Source organism: Hydrogenophaga sp. LT287 (assembly GCF_055702805.1).
The window spans coordinates 156,910-175,144 of record NZ_JBVPZC010000004.1; the positions used below are offsets into that span (position 1 = coordinate 156,910).

Consider the following 18,235-nt stretch of genomic DNA (forward strand, 5'->3'; position numbering starts at 1 on the left):
TTGTCCTATAATTTGAGGCTTGGCGGGATGCACTGATCAGTGAATAACTTAGAAGCGCAAAACGACAAACCCTGTGGGGGTATAGCTCAGCTGGGAGAGCGCTTGCATGGCATGCAAGAGGTCAGCGGTTCGATCCCGCTTACCTCCACCAAAATTTAGTTTTGTGTCTTAAAGCCGGTTTTTATCGGTGATATAATACAAAGCTCGGTTAGTTCCAAGGTTTTGACCCTATCGTCTAGAGGCCTAGGACATCACCCTTTCACGGTGAGTACCGGGGTTCGAATCCCCGTAGGGTCGCCAAGTTTGTGGCACTTGGCCTGAAGCTTTAAAGAATCAGGCAAAAGCTGCACCACTGCGGAGTGGTAGTTCAGTTGGTTAGAATACCGGCCTGTCACGCCGGGGGTCGCGGGTTCGAGTCCCGTCCACTCCGCCAGTAAAATGATAGACCGTCCAAGTCGTAAGATTTGGGCGGTTTTTTCTTGCCTGTTGGTTGTGTCTTGCGTGTCGTTGCGCGTTAGTCACCGTCTTTTTGGGCGTTCCAATCCCTTTTCTGTAGCGCCATTTTTTCGGCACGCCGTTGCGCTGCCGTGCTCTTGCCGTGGGCTCCAGCTTTGCGTTTGGCCGCCGGCACCACCAGCGGGTTGCGGGGCTTGGGTGTTTTGAGCCGCAGTTTTTTGTGGCGCGCTGAGTTCATGGCTGTTCCTCGTGTCCAATCTTGCGAAGGCTCATGTGGCGCGTTCCAGCCAGCGCAGCCGAACCAGTCCGGTGGACAGCGCTGTGCCGCACACAATGACGACACCGCAGAGCACCATCCAGGCGGTGATGCTTTCGCCCAGAAACAGTGCGCCGTACATCAGCGCAAACACTGGCACCAGAAAGGTCACGGTGAGGGCCCGGCTGGGGCCGGCTTTGGCGATGATGCGAAAGAACAGGATGTAGGCGATGGACGTGCAAAACAGCGCGACCGCGGCCAAGGCACCCCATGCGCTCAGGCTCACGGGCTGGGCGGGCCACAGCCAGAGCGTGGGCAGGGCGAGGCCCAGTGCTGCTCCCATCTGGCTGCCCGTGGCGGTGGCCAGCGGGTGAGCGCCGGTGAGGTAGCGCTTGGTGAAGCTCGCCGCCAGGCCGTAGCACAGGGTGGCCAGCAGGCAGGCTCCCATGGCCAGCAAGGTGGTGCCGGAGGCACCTGAGCCGGCTACCCCGGCTGCGCTGAAGCCCGATTTGCCGACCACCAGCAACGCAACGCCCACAAAACCAATCAGCAAACCGAGCATGCGAGAGCCGCTCGGCCGGTCTTTGAGCCATAGCCAGGCCACCAGCGCGCCCGATAGCGGCACCGTGGCGTTGAGAATGGACGTGAGGCCGGTGGTGATGTGCATCACCGCAAAGGCGAACAAGGCAAAGGGAATGCCGGAGTTGAGCAGGCCCACAAAAAGGATGGGTTTGGCGCGTTGTTTGAAGTCGGCCCAGACGCCTTTGACCAGAAAGACGGGCAACAAAAACAGTGCTGCCATCGTCACACGCAAGCCAGCGGTGGGCAGGGCACCAAACTCGGCAGCGCCCAAGCGCATGAACAGAAACGAAGAGCCCCAGAGCGCGGCGAGCAGGAAAAATTCGGTAATCAGGGTGGGTGACATGGGGAGGGTGTCGAAAAGAGACCAGCGCCCTGCTCCAGGCGGAGCAGGGCGGCCTTGCGGTCAAGCCCGCCAGCATAGCCGGTGAGTGAGCCGTCCGCTCCGACCACCCGGTGGCAAGGCACCACGATACTCAAGGGATTTCGCCCAATGGCGGTACCCACAGCGCGCATTGCCGCGGGGCGGCCGATCTGGCTGGCCAGCTCGCCGTAGCGCTGTGTGTGGCCGGCGGGTATGGTGAGCAAGGCGTTCCAGACCGATTGCTGAAAGTGCGTGCCGCTTGACAAGTCCAGCGGCAGGTCGAAGGCGTTCAACGCGCCCGCCCAATAGCGGGTGAGCTGCTGCGTTGCGGCTTGCAGCACCGGGTGGCCGGCATCGGTGGGCCAGCTGTCGATGAGGCTGTCAGCTGGCAGGTGGCGCTGGTTGGTGAACCAGACACCAGCCAAACCCTGTGCGCTGGCTGCCAGCAAAAGGTTGCCAAGTGGTGATGTCACCGTGGTTTTGACCAAAATCGGGGTTTTTTTCATGGGGTGGGTTCCAGTGGGGCAGTGGCCGGTCCCAGGTAGGTGCCAGCCCAGGTGCGCAATACCGCGTAGCTGCGCCAGGGTCGCCAGGCGCTGGCCAAGCTATCGGCCTGGCGCCGGGTGGCGGCGCCCAGGCGGTGGTTCAGACCCAGGGCCTGGTGCAGCGCCACGTCGCCCGTGGGCCAGGCGTCTGGCCAGCGCAGGGCCCGCAGGGCGATGTAGTGCGCCGTCCAGGGACCGATGCCAGGCAGCGCCTGCAAGCCCTGTAGCGTCGACAACAGATCGGCTTGGCCGTCCAGGTCCAGCGAACCGTCTGCCACGGCTCGGGCCAGCCCCTGGATGGCGGCTTGGCGCTGGCGCACGATGCCCAGCTCGCCCAAAGCCTGGGGCTCCGCGTTGGCCAGGGTGTGTGCCGACGGAAACAGGCGGTTCAGGCCCGAAAACGGTGTGTCGATGGGTACGCCAAAGCGCTCCACCAGGCGCTGAGCCAGGGTGCGCGCCGCTGCCACCGTGATCTGCTGACCCAGCACCGCGCGCACGGCCAGCTCGAAGCCGTCCAGACCTCCCGGCACGCGCAAGCCGTCGCCGGTGGGGAAGTGCGGGTGCAGCACCGCGTTGATGGCTTGCGGGTCGGCGTCCAGGTCAAACAGCGCCCGCACTCGCCAGAGCAGGCTGGGTAGCACGGCGTGCAGGCTGACGCTGGCGCGCAACTCCAGCCGGTGGGCCGCAGGCTGCAACTGCGCGATCAGCCAGCCGGTGTGCACTTGACCGCCCACCACCAGCCGCACGGTGCGGTGCAGGCTAAGCGCTTCGGGTTGCACCCATTCCACACCGGGCAGTTGCCGCGCGGCCAGAAACGCCAGCATGGCTGTGGCGTCGTACGGCGGGCGCCACGACAGGTGTACGGTGGTGCCTGCGTGTGCCGCTTCGTGGGCGTGGGGTGTGGGCTGGCTGCGTCGCATTTGCGTGGGGCTGAGCCCGTAGTGGGCCTGCAGGGCACTGTTGAAGCGCCGCAGGCTGGCAAAGCCGCTGGCCTGCGCCACTTGCGACACCGGCAAGCGCGTGTCGGCGAGCAATTGTTTGGCAATGAGCAGTTTGCGGGTTTGCAAATACCGCTGGGGTGAGACCCCGATGTGTGCCTCAAAAATGCGGCGCAAGTGCCGATCGCTCACACCCAGCCGCGCTGAAAGCCGGCTAACGGCCGTGCCTTCTGCGGCGGCGGAAGTCCAGCTTTGTGGGTCGTCCAGCAAGCACATGGCCTGGCGGGCCAGGATGGCGCCGGCGTCCTCAGCAGACCAGTGGCGGTCCAGCGGCGCCAGTTCGGGGCGGCAGCGCAGGCAGGGTCGAAACCCTGCCTGCTCGGCCTGCGCCGCGTGGTCAAAAAAGCGGCAGTTTTCGCGCCGCGGCGTGCGCACGCGGCAGACTGGGCGGCAGTAGATGCCGGTGGAGGTGACCCCGATGAAAAAACGGCCATCGAACCGCGCGTCGTGCGAGCACAGCGCGCGGTAGCGGGCTCCGTCATCGAGGTTCACAGGGCGGTTCATGGGGCACATGGTAAGCCGGTACGGCCGCCCTGACTGGCCATTTCCGGACAAGCTTCTCAGGTGCTCCAGCAAAGTGTTTCCGCAAGCCGTGCCCCCTACAATGCCGGCACTCCAAGCGTTCAGGGAAAAACACCATGCAAGTCGCCGCATCCATCTTCAAGGCCTATGACATTCGCGGCATTGTGCCGAGCACGCTCAACGAAGGCGTGGCCGAAGCCCTGGGCCTGGCCTTTGGCACGGTGGCCATGCGCCAGGGTGAGCGCACCGTGGCGGTGGGGCGTGATGGCCGCCTGAGCGGCCCGAGCATGGCTGCGGCACTCATTCGCGGCCTGGTGGCGGCGGGTGTGGACGTGATCGATGTGGGCCTGGCCACCACGCCCATGCTGTATTTTGCGGCCAACACGCTGTGCAGCAGCGGCATTCAGGTCACGGGCAGCCACAACCCCAAAGACTACAACGGCTTCAAGATGGTGCTGGGTGGGCGTGCTATTTACGGCGACGACATTCAGGCTTTGCGCCGCATCATTGAGGCAGAAAACCACCAACTCGCCGAGGGTGGGCGCGTGCGCCTGGTGAATGTGCTCAAGCCCTACACCGACCGCATTGTGGGTGACGTGAAACTGGCCCGCCCGATGAAGGTGGTGGTGGACTGTGGCAACGGCGTGGCCGGCGCTTCGGCGCCCGCGCTGTTCCGGGCGCTGGGGTGTGAGGTGGTGGAGCTGTTCAGCGAAGTGGACGGCAACTTTCCCAACCACCACCCCGATCCCAGCAAGCCTGAAAACCTGCAAGACGTGATGCGTGTGCTGCGCGAAACCGACGCCGAGCTGGGCCTGGCCTTTGACGGTGACGGCGACCGCCTGGGCATCGTGACCAAAGAAGGCCACAACATTTACCCCGACCGCCAGATGATTTTGTTTGCCCAAGACGTGCTCTCGCGCGTACCCGGCGGCAATATCATTTTTGACGTGAAATGCTCGCAGCGTCTGGCGCCAGCCATTGAGGCAGCAGGCGGCGTGGCCCACATTTACAAGACCGGTCACTCGCTCATCAAGGCGCGCATGAAAGAGCTGGACAGCCCGCTCGGTGGCGAAATGAGCGGCCACATTTTCTTCAAGGAGCGCTGGTACGGCTTTGACGATGGCAGCTACGCTGGTGCGCGTCTGCTGGAAATTGTGAGCCGCAGCCCCGATGCCAATGCGGTGCTGAACGCGCTGCCCACCAGCTTCAGTACACCTGAGCTCAACGTGGCCTGCGCCGAAGGCGAGCCGCATGCGGTGGTGGAGCAACTGGTTGCACTGGCCCGGTTCGACGCGCCCGCCAAGATTTCCACCATCGACGGCGTGCGCGTGGACTGGCCCGACGGTTTTGGTCTGATCCGCGCGTCCAACACCACACCGGTGCTCGTGCTGCGGTTTGAAGGGCACACGCCTGAGGCGCTACACCGCATAGAAACTGCCATGTTCGCTTTACTGAAGCAGGCCAAGCCCGACGCGGTGGTGGGCGCCAGCGCGCACTGAGGCACGTTGGTTTAAGGCGCGTTCGCTGAAGGCAGCAGGGCCAGAAGGTCTGCAATGTGCACAGCGCTTCGCTCCCTGTTGGCGGGTCCATCGGCGCACAGCTGTGGCCCGGTCACCTGGGTGGCAGCCCACACCTCGCGTACGGCTGCCGCGAGCGACTCGGGGCTAGAGGCCAGCACGCTCAAACCCTGAGCATCCAGGTCGGCATAGCTTTCGCTGAAGTTGTGAACCAGAGGCCCATGCAAAACGGTGTTGCCCAGGGTGGTGGCTTCATACGGGTTGTGTCCACCCACGGACACCCACGATCCGCCCACCATGGCCACGCGGCTCAGGCGGTACCACAGCCCCAGCTCGCCCATGGTGTCTGCTACGTAGCATGCGGCTTCTGTGGGCAGCATGGCGCCTTGGCTGCGCAACGGGGTGGCTGGGCCACACAGGTCCGCCACCATCGGGCCGCGACCTGCGTCGCGTGGGACCAATACCAGCAGAGCATCCGGGTATTTGCGGCGCAAAAGGGCGTGCACAGCCAGTGCCAGCTCTTCTTCTCCCGGGTGGCTTGAGGCCAGCACCCACACCACACGGCTTTCCAGCGCGGTGTGCCAGCGTTGCAGCTCGTCGGTGTCGGCCGCAGGTGGGGGGACCATGGCCTTGATGGTGCCTGTGATCTCGACCCGATCTGCCCGTGCTCCAAGTGCTTGCAGATGGCCAGCCGTTTCGGCGTTTTGTGCCCAGATGGCGTTAAAACCAGCGAGCAGCGGTGCATACAGATTGCGTCCCCAGCGCCGTTTGGCGGCTGAAGCGTCGTTCAACCGTGCATTGACTAGCACATGCGGCATACCCCTTTGGGCCGTGGCATCTATCAGGGCCGGCCACAGGTCCATTTCGCACCACAAGGCCAAGTCAGGTTGCCAGTGAGTCAAAAACTTGGCCACATTGCTGGGCGTGTCCACTGGCGCAAACCAGTGAGTAAAGTGGGGTCCCAACCGCTGCCGCGCCAGCGCCTCGCCGGAGGTGCGGGCGGTGGTGGTGATCAGGAAGTGCAGATCTGGGCGTTGCTCATGCAGTCTTTTGAGCAAGCCCGCCAAGGCCAGGGCCTCACCCACGCCGACCGCATGGCCCCACACCAGCGTGCCCTGTGGGCGCGCAGGTGCGTGGCGCATCCAGCGCTGGTCCAGGCTCTTCGGTGTTTCCTTGCCCTGGTGAAGGCGGCGTTTGAGCCAGCAGCGCCAGAGGGGCGAAAGTGCCTCAAACATGGCGCCATAGAAGCGCAAAGCGCGGGGTCGAAACAAGCTCATGGTGTGGAGCGCGCTCGCAGCCAGGTTGAGAACACCGCCATGTGCTTGGCAGCCGATCCGGCATGGGTGGCATTGAAGTGTTGCGTCTTTTGCACCAGCGCCGCATACGCGCTGGGTTCAGCCAGGACCGCTGTGAGCTGCCGAGCCAGATCGTCACCATCTTGCGCATGGTGCAGCACACCGGCCTCCATGGCCTCCAGTGCCGGGTATTCAATGCCCCGCACGCTGGGCCCGGTCCACACCGGCTTGTTGATCGCCAGCGGCTCAATGATGTTGTGGACTGCTTTGTCGCCAAACGATGAACCCACCACCACCACCTGGCTCAACCCCAGGTAAAAATACATTTCGCCAAGGGAGTCGCCCAGCAGCACCTCGGTTTGTGCCCAGTCGGGTGTGTGCTGCCATTGCAGCTTCGCATCCAGCGCCTGGCTGCGTCGCACCACCCGCAGCCCTGCCGCGAGCATCAGCTCGGCCACTGCATCAAAACGCTGCGGGCTTCGCGGCACATACACAAACAACGGGGCGGGGCGCCCCGCTTGTGCCATTGCGCGCTGCATGGCTTGCATGGCGCCAATAAAAATGCCGTCCTCGCCCACAATGGCGCTGGCAAAACACACCACCGGCCGGTCGTGGAGACGATAGGTCAGAAGCGTGTTGCCAGCCGCTTCCAGCTGGCTGGCTGACACGGGCAGATCAAACCGCGTCTCGCCCACGATGGCGACCCGTGGGCAACCCACTTTTTCAAAGCGCTGCGCGTGCAGGTGTGACTTGCACATCACCAGCTCATACGCTTTGAATAACCGGGCCCGAAAGCCTCCCCAGCGCTGATCGCGCTCAAAGCTGGCCCGGGGGTATTGGGCATTGGCCATGGCCAGCGGCACGCCGGCGCGGCGTACCGCTGCAAGCAACACCGGCCAAGTATCAATTTCGGTCATAACCGCGCAGCAGGGCCGCACGCGGGCCAAAAACCGGCGTACCGCCCAACTCAGCTCTAGCGGGGCGTAAGCCAGTTGCAGGCGCCCTTCCTGCATGGCTGCACCAAACAGCTGTTGTGCCGTCAGTCGACCCGCAGGGGTGAGCGTGGTGATGAACACCGAATGGCCTTGTGCCAGCAGCGCGTGCACCCAGGGCGCGGCTCCCCGCATTTCACCCATTGACGCCGAATGGACCCAGACCGGGTTCGTCAAAGCGCAGTGGACTGCGCCAAATCGCTCGTTCCAACCCTGCCGGTACATGGGTTCCTTGGCCCCTCGCCGCCACAGCAACACCCAGACCAAGGGCAGCAGCAGGTGCCACATCAACTCATATGCCCTGATGATCAAGCCCAGCCCCCAGCTGGGAAAAGGCGGTGCGGCAAGGTGAGGTGGTTGGTTCATGGTGCAAAAACGGGCGCCATTTGGTGGCTCAACGCTTCAGTATAGTTAGGCCCATGCTCGTCACACCGCCATCGACACCCTGGACAGCCATCATTCCCCTTCGCGGGGGCTCCAAGGGCCTGCCCGGAAAAAACACCCGTTTGCTGGCTGGCAAGCCGCTCTACCGCCATGCGGTGGATCTTGCCTTGGCAGCAGGTGCCAGCCGCGTGCTCATCAGCACCGACATCATCGAGGTGCTGAACGCCGATCTCCCCAGCGGCGTGACCACATTGCACCGCCCAAACGCATTGTGCGGCGACACCGTCTCGATGGCGCCAGTGCTGTTGCACGCGCTGCAAACCGAAAAAGTGAGCGGGGCGGTGGTGCTGCTGCAAGCCACTTCGCCCCTGCGTGTGATGGACGACGTGCAAGCTGCCTTGCGCAGTCTGTCCAGTGGCGAGTTCGATCTCGTCTTGTCCGTCACAGAAGCTGACCGAGGCGTTTTGAAGTGGGGGCAGATCGAAGACGGCCGCTTTGTCCCCTTGTCGCGCCCCGAACACTGCTTTGCCAACCGCCAGAGCCTACCTGCTGTTTACAAACCCAACGGCGCTGTCTACGCCATGCAGGCCCAGTGGTTTTTGGACAACCAAGGTTTTGTTACCCAGCGCATGGGCAGCATTGTCATGCCGCCCGAGCGCAGCCACGACATCGATAATCTCCCTGACTTCGAGCGTTGCGAAGCGCTCCTCACTGGTCTTCCCGCAGGAACTTCATGATGAAAATCGCTCACCGAGAAATCTCCCTCGCCCAGCCGCCACTGGTTATCGCCGAAATCGGCATCAACCATGGCGGCAGCCTCGATGTGGCCAAGGCCATGGTCAGCGCCGCGCACAAGGCCGGCTGCGAAATGGTCAAGCACCAGACGCACTTTGTCGATGACGAAATGACCGACGAGGCCAAGGGCATTTTCCCGCCCAATGCCGACGTGTCGATCTGGGAGGTGATGGCCCGGTGCGCCCTGTCGAAAGACGATGAAATTGCCCTGAAAAAGCACGCCGAAGCGCTGGGCATGATCTACATCTCCACGCCGTTCTCGCGTGCTGCAGCCGATTTTTTGAACGACATTGGCGTGGCCGGCTTCAAGATCGGCTCGGGCGAATGCAACCACCTGCCGCTCATCCGGCACATTGCCAGCTTCGGCAAGCCCATCATCATGAGCACCGGCATGCAGACCATCGACAGCATGCGCCCGTCGGTCAAAGTGCTCGACGACGCCGGCATTGACTACGCCCTGCTGGAGTGCACCAACCTCTACCCCTCACCGCCTGAAATCGTCAGCCTGCAAGGCATTACCGAGCTGCGAAATGCCTTTCCACGTGCTGTCATCGGCTTTTCAGACCACAGCATTGGCCCCGAAATGGCCCTGTCCGCCGTGGCACTGGGCGCCTGCATCCTGGAGCGCCATTTCACCGACACGCGCTACCGCAAGGGCCCGGACATCATTTGCTCGATGGACCCGGCAGAACTCCGGTTCCTGATCGACCGATCGCGCGAAATCCAGATTGCGCTCAACAACCCCAAGGTGCGCACCGCCCCCGAAGAAGACGTGTACCGCTTTGCCCGCGGCTCGGTGGTGGCCGACAAAGACCTTGCGGCCGGCCACCTGGTGACCGCCGCCGATATCTGGGCACGCCGCCCGGGCTCGGGTGAAATCTCCGTGCAGCACTTCGACCGCCTCATCGGCTCGCGCCTCACGCGCGCCGTCAAGCGCAACCAGCAACTGCTGTGGAGCGACCTCGATGGTGTTCAGCCCGCGTAAACCATGAGCAAAAGACTCCTCTTCGTGACGGGAACGCGTGCCGACTACGGCAAGCTCGAACCGCTGGCTCACGCAGCCCAGCAGGCCGGTTTCGCCATCAGCTTCTTCATCACCGGCATGCACATGATGCGTCGCTACGGCGAAACGCGGCTGGAGGTGAAACGCTTCCCCGGCGCCGACTTCTTCGAGTTCGTCAACCAGCGCGAAGGCGATGCGCAAGACTTCATCCTGTCCAAAACCATCCTCGGTTTCTCTGATTTCGTGCACGAACACCGGCCCGACCTGGTGGTCATCCATGGCGACCGCGTCGAGGCGCTGGCCGCATCCATCGTCTGCGCCATGAAATACATCCCATCGGCCCACATCGAGGGCGGTGAGGTGTCGGGCACTATTGACGAAAGCATCCGCCACTGCAACACCAAACTCTGCGCCACCCACTTCGTCAGTTCTGAAGCCGCCCGCGCCCGTGTGATGGCGCTGGGCGAGTCGCCAGACAGCGTCTACAACATTGGCTCGCCCGAGTTGGACACGCATGCCCGCCCATCGGGCGTGAGCATCGAAGAAGTCAAGAAACGCTACGACATACCCTTTGACGACTACGGCATCGTCATCTTCCATCCCGTCACGTCTGAAGCCGACACCATCGGCGCCCAGGCGCAGGCACTGTTTGACCGGCTGGTGGCCAGTGGCAAACACTTCGTTGTCATATTGCCCAACAACGACCCAGGCACCGAAGACATCTTTGCCGTGCTGGACCGCTTGCCCAAGGAGCGCTTCCGACTCATCCCGTCGATGCGTTTCAACTACTTTTCAGAACTGATGAAAAACGCGGCAGTGATGGTGGGCAACAGCAGTGCCGGGGTGAGGGAAGCCCCGTTTCTGGGGGTGCCGAGTCTGGATGTGGGGACTAGGCAGACGAATCGTGCGTCGGCGCCCTCCATCCAGGCGTGCTCGGCCTTCATAACCGAAGTCGTCGACCGCTTCTTGTTGGAGCGATGGGGACAACGCATGCCCATGGACGTCTCGTTCGGGGCTGGGGACGCGGCAGCACGCTTCGCCGAGATCCTGCTGAACGCTGACTACTGGAACCGCCCAGCGCAGAAGGTGTTCGCGGTCTAAGCTGCAGCTTGACCTTGGCTAGTGAGTGATGCGCCTCCGTAACTGCGACGACTTTTCACACTTGCGATGAACCAGACGGATTATTTGGGGCTATGGCCCGAGGCAGCGCTTCATACCATGGACGCATGTCCCGTCTGCGGTTCGGCCTACTGCGCGCTTCTGCACGAAGGCGTCAGGGACTGGAGCTTTTTCACCGCACCCGGGTCTTGGACCTACTGGCGCTGCCACGACTGTGAAAGTGTGTACCTTAACCCACTGCCCAGGCAGGAAGCGATCGGGCGGGCTTACGCGACTTACTACACCCACGTGGGTGTGACCAGTGGCCTGGGCTGGCGGCGTTTGAAAACCCGGTGGAAGAACGAGCGACTTTCTGCACGCTTAGCGCGAAACATCGGACCGCGACTGCAGCTTCCGGATTTTCTGGGGTCGTTCGTAGCTCGCAAAGCCAAGCGCATGGGCTTGCCGTTCGGGTGGCAAGAGCTTGCAGATATCAAACCTGGTGAACTTATGGATGTTGGCTGTGGCGCTGGAGTCACATTGGCACTGGCGCGCCAGTTGGGTTGGTCGGCCCACGGCCTGGAAATGGATCCGGCTGCGGTTCAGGTCGCGCGAGACGATGGACTCGATGTCCAACAAGGTGGCTTTGAGCGTCTTGGCGAATTCAATGCTGCCTTTGACGCACTCGTCTGCTCTCACGTGATTGAGCATGTGTTCGACCCGGTTGAGATGATCCGTCTCATGTACGCGGCCTTGCGCCCAGGCGGGATTCTGCTGCTGGCAACACCGAATGCTGTCAGCGACGTTCACCAGCATTTCGGGAGATACTGGCGTGGACTAGAAGCTCCTCGCCACTTGGTCCTTTTCACAGAGACCACTCTCACAGCCTTGCTAACGACTGCTGGATTTCAGGTGGAATCCCGTTCAGACGGTGTCTTGGAAACAGCTCGGGATTCTGCGCGCATCGCCCGACAAGGACGCCGAGTCGATGCAGCCGACCGTGAACAGGCCAGGCGCTTGGAGCATGAGCTTATCCGCACGCCGCACGGCCAGGACTTCATCAAGCTCGTGGCCCGCAAGCGCTAGTACAACATCCCGTAAATTGCTTTCATTAAGATGGGATTTCAAGTAGTCTCGGGTGCATGAATAGAGGACGACAAGCGCAGGCAATCAAGCTGTCGCGAGAAGATCGCAAGACCCTTGAACTATTGACCCGTCGAGGCACAGCCGAGCAGCGCCAAGTGATTCGAGCGCAAATCGCACTGATGTGCCACGCGGGGGCGTCGACGACGGCGATCGCAGAGGCAGTGGGCGTTTCCGTGCAGACGGTCTCTCATTGGCGCTCTCGATTGGCCCGGCAAGGACTCAAGGGCTTGGACGAGGTGGCACGACCCGGGCGACCCCGGCGAATTGGCGCCTCGCAGCGACTGGAATTGCTGTCCCTTGCGTGCGAGCCAGCCGAGGCGCAGGGACGCGCTACGCCGACGCTGGACGAATTGGTTGGGCGTGCTGTCGAGCGTGGCGTGGTCACGCAGATCAGCCGCAGCCACCTGCAACGCATCCTGCAGGCGGGCGACTTGCGACCGCACCGTGTGCGGCAGTGGCTGCACAGCCCAGATCCGCAGTTTCGCCAAAAGGTCAATGCAATCTGTGCGCTGTACCGTCGGGCACCCAAGGGATCGGTCGTGCTGTCGGTCGATGAGAAGACCGGGATCCAGGCCATCGAGCGCAAGCACACGGACCGCGCACCCGCTCCAGGGCGTGCGCGTCGGCGCGAGTTCGAGTACATCCGCCACGGCACCCAGTCCCTGATCGCTGCCCTGGACGTGCACTCCGGGCGCGTGATGGGCAGCTGTACGGATCGGCGCACCCAAGCCGACCTCGTAGCCTTCATGGAACAGGTCGCGCTTGCTCACCCGAAGGGACGCGTTCATATCGTGTGGGACAACCTGAACACCCACCGCGCCCAGGCTGTGTGGGGCGATTTCAACGCCCGGCACGATCACCGGTTTGTCTTTCATTTCACGCCGCTGCATGCGAGCTGGGTCAATCAGATCGAGCTGCTGTTCGGCATCTACTCGCGCCGTGTCCTGCGCCACGCCAGTCACTCGTCCATCGAGCAATTGCGCGAGCGTACCGACGCCTTCATGGAGCAGCGCAACCAGGCGCCCCAACCGTTCAAATGGACCTTCGCCGGCTTTGAGCTACAAACTGGCGAACCCCTGAGGTTCAAACACCATGCCAACGTTCGAAGTACAAAGAAAGGCCGCTGAGCTGCAGCGCCAGATCGCTACGCTCACCGGTCACCAGCGGGCTCACGTCAAGCCGTACGGCAAGCATCTGCTGATCCAGATGCACAGCAATGGCGGTGTCGACGCCGACGACAGCGTTGACACCATCGCACGCATCACCGAACTCGCGCGCAACTCCTACTCAGCCTCATTCCGCAGCCACACCGGCCGATGGGAGCCCTTGCCCGGTATCGGTGACCTCGCCACGGTTGCCAACTTGGTCGTCTCATTGCTCGGACCGTACTTCGAGCCTATTACATAAACCTATTTAAGGGATGCTGTACTAGTTGAGGGGCCTGGCTGCAGTGCCCAAAGGAGTACGCACTGTGGCAACCAACAGCGCCAGCGTCGTGAAGAAGAAATAACTCTGCCCGCGAAACCAGAGTGGCACATTGAACAGGCTATCGACCGCCAGTATGGACACAAAGACCAACAGCAAGGTTCTTTCCGGGCTGACCGACTTGAGAGCAGTCACGAAGACCCTCCATACGAGCCACAGAAATGCTGCTAGCCCGAGCAAGCCATATTCCATGCTGAAGAAAAGGTATTGGTTGTGTGGATGCTCGCAAACCCAGGTGCAGTGCCCGAAGTGTTGTGCAGCCAGTTCCCGGTAGGTGCCGGCTCCGGTTCCCGTCAAAGGGTGTTCCACTGACTGACCCAATGCGAAGCGCCACATGTCGATGCGCGCACCCAAAGAGGTCAGTTCAAAGGGCTTGTAATTGACCACTTCCGAATAGGCCAATACCAACCGATCACGCATCAGGGGGCTGGCAACGATCAGCAGGGTGCTGAGCAGCATTGCAGCGCCAGCCACCCAGACCAGTCGGTCGCGGGGGATGTGCATGACCAGCAGGACAGCAACTGCAACGGCCAGTGCCACTAGCCCCGAGCGAGCCTGTACCAGGAAGACCATGCTGATCAGTGCCAGTAGCGCAAGTGTGATCCATGTCCACCGTGGTTTTTGCGTCCGGCATTCGATTGCCCTATGCACGCAGACCGCGACAAATATGGCGGTCATCAAGCTCTGAGACACGTGTTCGATGAAGACGCTGTGATCCTGCCCCAGCCCCTGGTTGCGCGTTCGGGACCACGGCAAATCGAACACGACATTGCCGTAGGTCGATAGCACCACCAACAGCATGGCCGCCAAGAAACCCAACCATGCACGTTGGCGCCAACGCTCATCGCTCAAGGTCGTGACCAGCATCAGCACCAAGGGGAGTTTGCTATAGACCTTCAGTGTGTGCTGCACGGCTTCCCAGGGTGCAGGGCTGAACAGGGACCACACAAGTACGACAGCAGACAGCACGAGTACCGGTGCCGTGATGGGGTTGTCCTGCAACAGTTGCCATTTGGCGCGATGGTTGCCCTCGGCCAGCCAAGACAACGTGAAGACCAAGCCTGCAACTATGAAAAGGGAGCGCGAGACTGGTGCAGCAAAAACGAGTGCTACGGCACTCCACCCACAGACCGCATGAAAAAAACTTGTGCTAAGAGATGTGCTGTGCTTGATATGGGATGTCATCAGGAAAAGGCTCGCTCTTGCTGCCCCAGCACCTTGTCGATTTCGTCGAGGATGGTCGGATGCGCTGCGGGGAGCGCATGTTGAGCCATCCGCTGGCGGATGGTCCGCAATGCAGCCAAGTTGTTTTTGTCGCGCGCCTTCTTCAGATAAGGAACTTTGAAGGTGGTCAATGAGGTGATAGGTGCGGTCGCCAGAATGTTTTGCTTTTCGGTCGCGGCCATAGCTAGCCCCATTGCCTTGGAGCGCCACACTGGCGTGTCACTGAAGCTTTCGGCAGCTTCCTTAATACCGACCGTGATGGTGTCGTCGATGCTCACCAGATCACACAGGAACTTCAGCAAGCTTTCATTCGGCAATGCCTGGATGTGTTCATCAAGCGCACTGCGGGTATAGATCGCTTGGCAGGTCAGACCCGCGTCGATCATGGCATGTGAGAAACCACGCTCACCGCGGCGGATGGTCTTGTACTTGTTGCTGGTGATGCGGTAGGTTTCCCAGAAATGTTTGAAGGCCGTGTGTTTCCAGGCTGCCCGTTTGATCATGAGGAAGAACGAACCAAAGAAGGGCCGCTTTTTTTCGGGGATCCCATCAGTCTGACGCAGCGGGTCCAGTTGCAGCGCACCGACCACGTCGGCGGGCACGGCTTCCATCTGTTTGATCAAGATCTCTTCGTCCGACAGCGGAAACCAAATGCTGTCGTTGAGGATGATCAGCACCTCCGGATCGATGTCCCATTGCTGCAAGAGCCAGATGCCGTCCCGGTAGCCACCAAAGTCATAGCCAAAATTGGGACGTTCGGTCATTCGCCATGTCCAAGGTGCCAAAAGCAACCTGTCTTTAGAAGAAAGAGGGGCGTTGCTGACAATCAGTGGTGCGTAGCCCCTGTTAACCAGATGTTCACATGTCCAACGGGTGGAATCCGAAATCCCGGTGGGCTGGTAAACCAGCAACAAGGCGATTTTTTTGCGCTCTGCAATCTCACCAGACTGAGTTTTGAGTACTGTTGCGCGTGACGCATCGTGCTTCCGGCGCTGTTTGGGCTCCAGAAAAAATTCTGGTATCCCTTGCAATTGCTGCCCAATTCGGTCGATTTCTCTGCGCAGCTTCCAAATCAACAGACCCATAGGTCCAATCCCTTAACGCGCCAGCAGCGCGTTGATGGGCTGCAGATCTTGCGCCGCCAGTTGCCCGCTGGCTTGTTTCAGGCGCAGGCCGCCCAGCAGCACGTTGTAGCGTGCCACGGCCAAGTCTCGTTTGGTCTGGAACAACTGGCTTTGGGCGTTGAGGACGTCGATGTTGATGCGCACACCCACCTGATAACCCAATTTGTTCGCGTCGAGAGCGCTCTGGCTGGACGCTTCGGCGGCTTCCAGCGCTTTGACCTGGCCTTGGCCCGAGAGCACGCCGAAGTAGGCGGCGCGGGTGGCCTGGCTCACGCCGCGTTGGGCGGCTTCCAGGTCGGTGCGGGCTTTGTCTTCCAGCGCCAGGGTTTCTTTGACGCGGTTTTGCACGGCGCCGCCGGTGTAGAGCGGCATGTTGAACTGCACGCCCACGCTGGCCGTGTTGGTGCGCACGTAGCCCAGCGCTGGATTCGTGTTGGATGGCGCCCGCGCAATCTGGTACTGCCCCACCAGGTCCAGCGTGGGCAGGTGGCCTGCTTCGGCTTTGCGGGTTTCGAGCTGGGCAATTTCAAAGCCCTTGGTGGCCTGCAACACCGCCGGGTGGCTGGTTTCGGCTTGGTTGACCCAGGCCTGTGGGTCAGCCGGAGACAGCTCGGGCAAGGCCACGGGTGCCGCCAGGGGTTTGGGCGTCACGCCAGCTTTGCCCACCAGTTGATCAAGCGCCAGCTTTTTGACGCGCAGGTCGTTTTCGGCGGCAATTTCTTGCGCCAGCACCAAGTCAAACCGGGCTTGCGCTTCGCGCGAGTCGGTCACTGTGGTAGTGCCCACCTCAAAGTTGCGTTTGGCGGCTGCCAACTGCTCAGAGACAGCCGATTTCTGGGCCTTGACGAAGGTGAGCGTGTCTTCGGCGGCGAGCACGTCGAAATAGGCCTGCGTGGTGCGCACGATCAGGTCTTGTTCGGCGGTTTCGAGTTGGGCCTTGGCAATGTCGATGCTCAGTTGCGCCTGGTCGTTGGTCAGTTTGTTGGTGGGGCGGTAGAGCGGCTGGCTGGCTGAGAGCGCCACGTTTTGGCTGTTGCTGCTTCCGTCTGGCGTTGTGCCAGAGTTGTCGCGGCGGGCCCAGTTGGCGGCGGCGGCCAGCCCCGCTTGCGGCAGCAAACCGGCGCGTGCTTGCGCGGCTTTGGCCTGGCTGGCGTCAAACTGGGAGCGGGCGGACAGGTAGGTGGCGTCAAATCCCCGTGCCGCCTCATACAGCTCCACCAGGCTCTGGGCCTGCGCGCCGGTGGCCCCACCCAGCGCCAGCAGGGCGCCGATGGCCAAGCGGCTCAGCGCCAGCGGGCGCTTCGGTTGGGACGGGCTGATGGAATAGGCGTTCATGGGGGTTTCCTTTGAGGCAGAGCGGTGGGGCAACAAGGCGCAGGTGCGCTCAGTAGACCGGAACCGTGGGGTCGAGTTCGTGTGACCAGGCGTTGATGCCGCCATGGATGTTGACGACTTCGGTGAAACCGTTGTTCATCAGGAAATGCACCACCTGCGCGCTGCGGGCGCCGTGGTGGCACAGGCAGGCAATGGGCTGGCTGCGGTCCAGCTCCAGGTAGCGGGCGGGCACGCTGCGCATGGGCATGTGAAGCAACTGGAAACCGTTGGGTTTGACCGATGCGGTTTGCAGTTCCCAGGGCTCGCGAACGTCCAGCACGATGGGCTGGGCGCCCGCCGGCGTTTGGGCCTCGGCAGCTTTGAGCCAGTCCTGGAGTTGGGCGGGGTGTATCGAGATCATGGCGGTGGTCTCAGAACTGGAAGCGCGATGGCTCGGGGAAGTTGTGCAGGCGCGGCGCCACGGTGTCCCAGGGCTGGGCGGTCTGGAACGAGGCATCGCCCACGCGGGTGACCACGGTGGCACGCATCATGGGCTCTTGGCCCACGATGGCCACCAGCCGGCCACCGGGAGCAAGCAGAGCGAGCAAAGCTGGCGGGATTTCGGCCACCGAGCCGCTCAGCACAATGGCGTCAAATGGGCCTTCGGCGGTGCAGGCAGCAAACTGGTTGGCGGCTGCGTCGGCGGTGCGCACATCGGCGTTGGTGATGCCGGCTTTTTGCAGGTTTTCGCGGGCGCTGCGGGCCAGGTTGGGGTCTATTTCAACCGACACCACACGCTGCGCCAGGCTGGCCAGCAGCGCGGCCAGGTAGCCGCTGCCGGTGCCCACTTCCAGCACCTTGTCGGTGGGCTTGAGCTGCAGGTCTTGCAGCATGCGGGCTTCCACCTTGGGCGCCAGCAGGCACTGGCCTTCCACGGCCGGGTGGGTCAGGGGCAGTTCCATGTCGGCAAAGGCCAGCGCCTGGTGGGCGGCGGGCACAAAGGCTTCGCGGTGCACGCGGCTCAGCAGCGCCAGCACGTTGGCGTCCAGCACTTCCCAGGGGCGGATCTGCTGTTCGATCATGTTGAACCGTGCCTGGTCAAGGCTCATGGGGGCGGTCTGAGTGGTCATGTTTGATA

General features: G+C 62.1%; 18 protein-coding genes and 3 tRNA genes. 10 read left to right on the forward strand and 11 right to left on the reverse strand.

Annotation, left to right across the window (positions count from 1 at the left end):
• Positions 1-75 precede the first annotated feature (75 nt).
• The 3 genes from AC0GNR_RS05675 to AC0GNR_RS05685 all read left to right on the forward strand — a co-directional run bounded on the left by AC0GNR_RS05675 (position 76) and on the right by AC0GNR_RS05685 (position 433).
• A tRNA-Ala gene (locus AC0GNR_RS05675) sits at positions 76-151 on the forward strand.
• 73 nt (positions 152-224) lie between these two features.
• Positions 225-300 (forward strand) — tRNA-Glu (locus tag AC0GNR_RS05680).
• 56 nt (positions 301-356) lie between these two features.
• Positions 357-433: transfer RNA gene (locus tag AC0GNR_RS05685), tRNA-Asp, on the forward strand.
• An 81-nt stretch (positions 434-514) separates the two neighbouring features.
• Here the strand turns inward: AC0GNR_RS05685 and AC0GNR_RS05690 are convergent.
• The 4 genes from AC0GNR_RS05690 to AC0GNR_RS05705 are packed head-to-tail and all read right to left on the reverse strand — an operon-like array spanning position 515 to position 3,702.
• Positions 515-694, reverse strand: a complete 180-nt coding sequence (locus tag AC0GNR_RS05690) for a hypothetical protein (protein WP_472900028.1) — start codon at positions 692-694, stop codon at positions 515-517.
• A gap of 31 nt (positions 695-725) precedes the next feature.
• The gene (locus AC0GNR_RS05695) at positions 726-1,637 is read right to left on the reverse strand and encodes a DMT family transporter (RefSeq protein ID WP_472900029.1); all 912 of its coding nucleotides are present in this window, start codon (positions 1,635-1,637) and stop codon (positions 726-728) included.
• The gene (locus tag AC0GNR_RS05700) at positions 1,622-2,161 is read right to left on the reverse strand and encodes a methylated-DNA--[protein]-cysteine S-methyltransferase (RefSeq protein ID WP_472900030.1); all 540 of its coding nucleotides are present in this window, start codon (positions 2,159-2,161) and stop codon (positions 1,622-1,624) included. Before AC0GNR_RS05700 ends, AC0GNR_RS05695 begins: the two co-directional genes overlap by 16 nt.
• On the reverse strand, positions 2,158-3,702 hold the full coding sequence (locus AC0GNR_RS05705; protein ID WP_472900031.1) for an AlkA N-terminal domain-containing protein: 1,545 nt from the start codon (positions 3,700-3,702) through the stop codon (positions 2,158-2,160). The genes AC0GNR_RS05700 and AC0GNR_RS05705 overlap by 4 nt, the downstream gene beginning before the upstream one ends.
• 134 nt (positions 3,703-3,836) lie before the next feature.
• Between AC0GNR_RS05705 and AC0GNR_RS05710 the strand changes: the two genes are divergently transcribed.
• On the forward strand, positions 3,837-5,219 hold the full coding sequence (locus AC0GNR_RS05710) for a phosphomannomutase/phosphoglucomutase (protein WP_472900032.1): 1,383 nt from the start codon (positions 3,837-3,839) through the stop codon (positions 5,217-5,219).
• A gap of 11 nt (positions 5,220-5,230) precedes the next feature.
• Here AC0GNR_RS05710 and AC0GNR_RS05715 read toward each other — a convergent pair whose 3' ends face one another.
• Together AC0GNR_RS05715 and AC0GNR_RS05720 are read right to left on the reverse strand one after the other, a co-directional pair.
• Positions 5,231-6,514 (reverse strand): 3-deoxy-D-manno-octulosonic acid transferase, encoded by a 1,284-nt coding sequence (locus AC0GNR_RS05715; RefSeq protein WP_472900033.1) that lies wholly within the window; start codon positions 6,512-6,514, stop codon positions 5,231-5,233.
• Positions 6,511-7,890 (reverse strand): 3-deoxy-D-manno-octulosonic acid transferase, encoded by a 1,380-nt coding sequence (locus tag AC0GNR_RS05720; RefSeq protein WP_472900034.1) that lies wholly within the window; start codon positions 7,888-7,890, stop codon positions 6,511-6,513. The genes AC0GNR_RS05715 and AC0GNR_RS05720 overlap by 4 nt, the downstream gene beginning before the upstream one ends.
• 53 nt (positions 7,891-7,943) lie before the next feature.
• On the opposite strand from AC0GNR_RS05720, the gene AC0GNR_RS05725 reads away from it, so the two are divergent.
• The 6 genes from AC0GNR_RS05725 to AC0GNR_RS05750 all read left to right on the forward strand — a co-directional run bounded on the left by AC0GNR_RS05725 (position 7,944) and on the right by AC0GNR_RS05750 (position 13,357).
• Positions 7,944-8,645: an acylneuraminate cytidylyltransferase family protein gene (locus tag AC0GNR_RS05725; protein ID WP_472900035.1), complete on the forward strand. Its 702-nt coding sequence runs from the start codon at positions 7,944-7,946 to the stop codon at positions 8,643-8,645.
• The gene (locus AC0GNR_RS05730) at positions 8,645-9,688 is read left to right on the forward strand and encodes an N-acetylneuraminate synthase family protein (protein WP_472900036.1); all 1,044 of its coding nucleotides are present in this window, start codon (positions 8,645-8,647) and stop codon (positions 9,686-9,688) included. Before AC0GNR_RS05725 ends, AC0GNR_RS05730 begins: the two co-directional genes overlap by 1 nt.
• 3 nt (positions 9,689-9,691) lie before the next feature.
• The gene (gene neuC, locus AC0GNR_RS05735) at positions 9,692-10,807 is read left to right on the forward strand and encodes a UDP-N-acetylglucosamine 2-epimerase (RefSeq protein WP_472900037.1); all 1,116 of its coding nucleotides are present in this window, start codon (positions 9,692-9,694) and stop codon (positions 10,805-10,807) included.
• 66 nt (positions 10,808-10,873) lie between these two features.
• Entirely contained in the window at positions 10,874-11,890 is a 1,017-nt protein-coding gene (locus AC0GNR_RS05740; RefSeq protein ID WP_472900038.1) for a class I SAM-dependent methyltransferase, read from the forward strand.
• A gap of 56 nt (positions 11,891-11,946) precedes the next feature.
• Positions 11,947-13,077, forward strand: a complete 1,131-nt coding sequence (locus AC0GNR_RS05745; RefSeq protein WP_472900039.1) for an IS630 family transposase — start codon at positions 11,947-11,949, stop codon at positions 13,075-13,077.
• Positions 13,043-13,357 carry a hypothetical protein gene (locus tag AC0GNR_RS05750; protein WP_472900040.1) on the forward strand — a complete coding sequence of 105 codons (315 nt, stop codon included), beginning with the start codon at positions 13,043-13,045 and terminating at the stop codon, positions 13,355-13,357. Before AC0GNR_RS05745 ends, AC0GNR_RS05750 begins: the two co-directional genes overlap by 35 nt.
• 21 nt (positions 13,358-13,378) lie before the next feature.
• Here AC0GNR_RS05750 and AC0GNR_RS05755 read toward each other — a convergent pair whose 3' ends face one another.
• The 5 genes from AC0GNR_RS05755 to AC0GNR_RS05775 all read right to left on the reverse strand — a co-directional run bounded on the left by AC0GNR_RS05755 (position 13,379) and on the right by AC0GNR_RS05775 (position 18,206).
• On the reverse strand, positions 13,379-14,494 hold the full coding sequence (locus AC0GNR_RS05755; protein WP_472900041.1) for an O-antigen ligase family protein: 1,116 nt from the start codon (positions 14,492-14,494) through the stop codon (positions 13,379-13,381).
• A 125-nt stretch (positions 14,495-14,619) separates the two neighbouring features.
• On the reverse strand, positions 14,620-15,744 hold the full coding sequence (locus tag AC0GNR_RS05760) for a rhamnan synthesis F family protein (RefSeq protein WP_472900042.1): 1,125 nt from the start codon (positions 15,742-15,744) through the stop codon (positions 14,620-14,622).
• Between the two features lie 12 nt (positions 15,745-15,756).
• Positions 15,757-17,118: a TolC family outer membrane protein gene (locus tag AC0GNR_RS05765; RefSeq protein ID WP_472900043.1), complete on the reverse strand. Its 1,362-nt coding sequence runs from the start codon at positions 17,116-17,118 to the stop codon at positions 15,757-15,759.
• A gap of 49 nt (positions 17,119-17,167) precedes the next feature.
• Positions 17,168-17,518, reverse strand: a complete 351-nt coding sequence (locus tag AC0GNR_RS05770) for a rhodanese-like domain-containing protein (RefSeq protein ID WP_472900044.1) — start codon at positions 17,516-17,518, stop codon at positions 17,168-17,170.
• 10 nt (positions 17,519-17,528) lie between these two features.
• A complete protein-coding gene (locus AC0GNR_RS05775; RefSeq protein ID WP_472900054.1) occupies positions 17,529-18,206 on the reverse strand; it encodes a protein-L-isoaspartate O-methyltransferase family protein in 678 nt (225 codons plus the stop codon).
• Between the last annotated feature and the right edge of the window lie 29 nt (positions 18,207-18,235).

Excerpts from the sequence above, each read along its gene's own strand:
- AC0GNR_RS05690 (WP_472900028.1), bottom strand. The coding sequence starts at position 694 with ATGAACTCAGCGCGCCACAAAAAACTGCGGCTCAAAACACCCAAGCCC.
- AC0GNR_RS05695 (WP_472900029.1), bottom strand. The coding sequence starts at position 1,637 with ATGTCACCCACCCTGATTACCGAATTTTTCCTGCTCGCCGCGCTCTGG.
- AC0GNR_RS05700 (WP_472900030.1), bottom strand. The coding sequence starts at position 2,161 with ATGAAAAAAACCCCGATTTTGGTCAAAACCACGGTGACATCACCACTT.
- AC0GNR_RS05705 (WP_472900031.1), bottom strand. The coding sequence starts at position 3,702 with ATGAACCGCCCTGTGAACCTCGATGACGGAGCCCGCTACCGCGCGCTG.
- AC0GNR_RS05710 (WP_472900032.1), top strand. The coding sequence starts at position 3,837 with ATGCAAGTCGCCGCATCCATCTTCAAGGCCTATGACATTCGCGGCATT.
- AC0GNR_RS05715 (WP_472900033.1), bottom strand. The coding sequence starts at position 6,514 with ATGAGCTTGTTTCGACCCCGCGCTTTGCGCTTCTATGGCGCCATGTTT.
- AC0GNR_RS05720 (WP_472900034.1), bottom strand. The coding sequence starts at position 7,890 with ATGAACCAACCACCTCACCTTGCCGCACCGCCTTTTCCCAGCTGGGGG.
- AC0GNR_RS05725 (WP_472900035.1), top strand. The coding sequence starts at position 7,944 with ATGCTCGTCACACCGCCATCGACACCCTGGACAGCCATCATTCCCCTT.
- AC0GNR_RS05730 (WP_472900036.1), top strand. The coding sequence starts at position 8,645 with ATGAAAATCGCTCACCGAGAAATCTCCCTCGCCCAGCCGCCACTGGTT.
- neuC (WP_472900037.1), top strand. The coding sequence starts at position 9,692 with ATGAGCAAAAGACTCCTCTTCGTGACGGGAACGCGTGCCGACTACGGC.
- AC0GNR_RS05740 (WP_472900038.1), top strand. The coding sequence starts at position 10,874 with ATGAACCAGACGGATTATTTGGGGCTATGGCCCGAGGCAGCGCTTCAT.
- AC0GNR_RS05745 (WP_472900039.1), top strand. The coding sequence starts at position 11,947 with ATGAATAGAGGACGACAAGCGCAGGCAATCAAGCTGTCGCGAGAAGAT.
- AC0GNR_RS05750 (WP_472900040.1), top strand. The coding sequence starts at position 13,043 with ATGCCAACGTTCGAAGTACAAAGAAAGGCCGCTGAGCTGCAGCGCCAG.
- AC0GNR_RS05760 (WP_472900042.1), bottom strand. The coding sequence starts at position 15,744 with ATGGGTCTGTTGATTTGGAAGCTGCGCAGAGAAATCGACCGAATTGGG.
- AC0GNR_RS05765 (WP_472900043.1), bottom strand. The coding sequence starts at position 17,118 with ATGAACGCCTATTCCATCAGCCCGTCCCAACCGAAGCGCCCGCTGGCG.
- AC0GNR_RS05770 (WP_472900044.1), bottom strand. The coding sequence starts at position 17,518 with ATGATCTCGATACACCCCGCCCAACTCCAGGACTGGCTCAAAGCTGCC.
- AC0GNR_RS05775 (WP_472900054.1), bottom strand. The coding sequence starts at position 18,206 with ATGAGCCTTGACCAGGCACGGTTCAACATGATCGAACAGCAGATCCGC.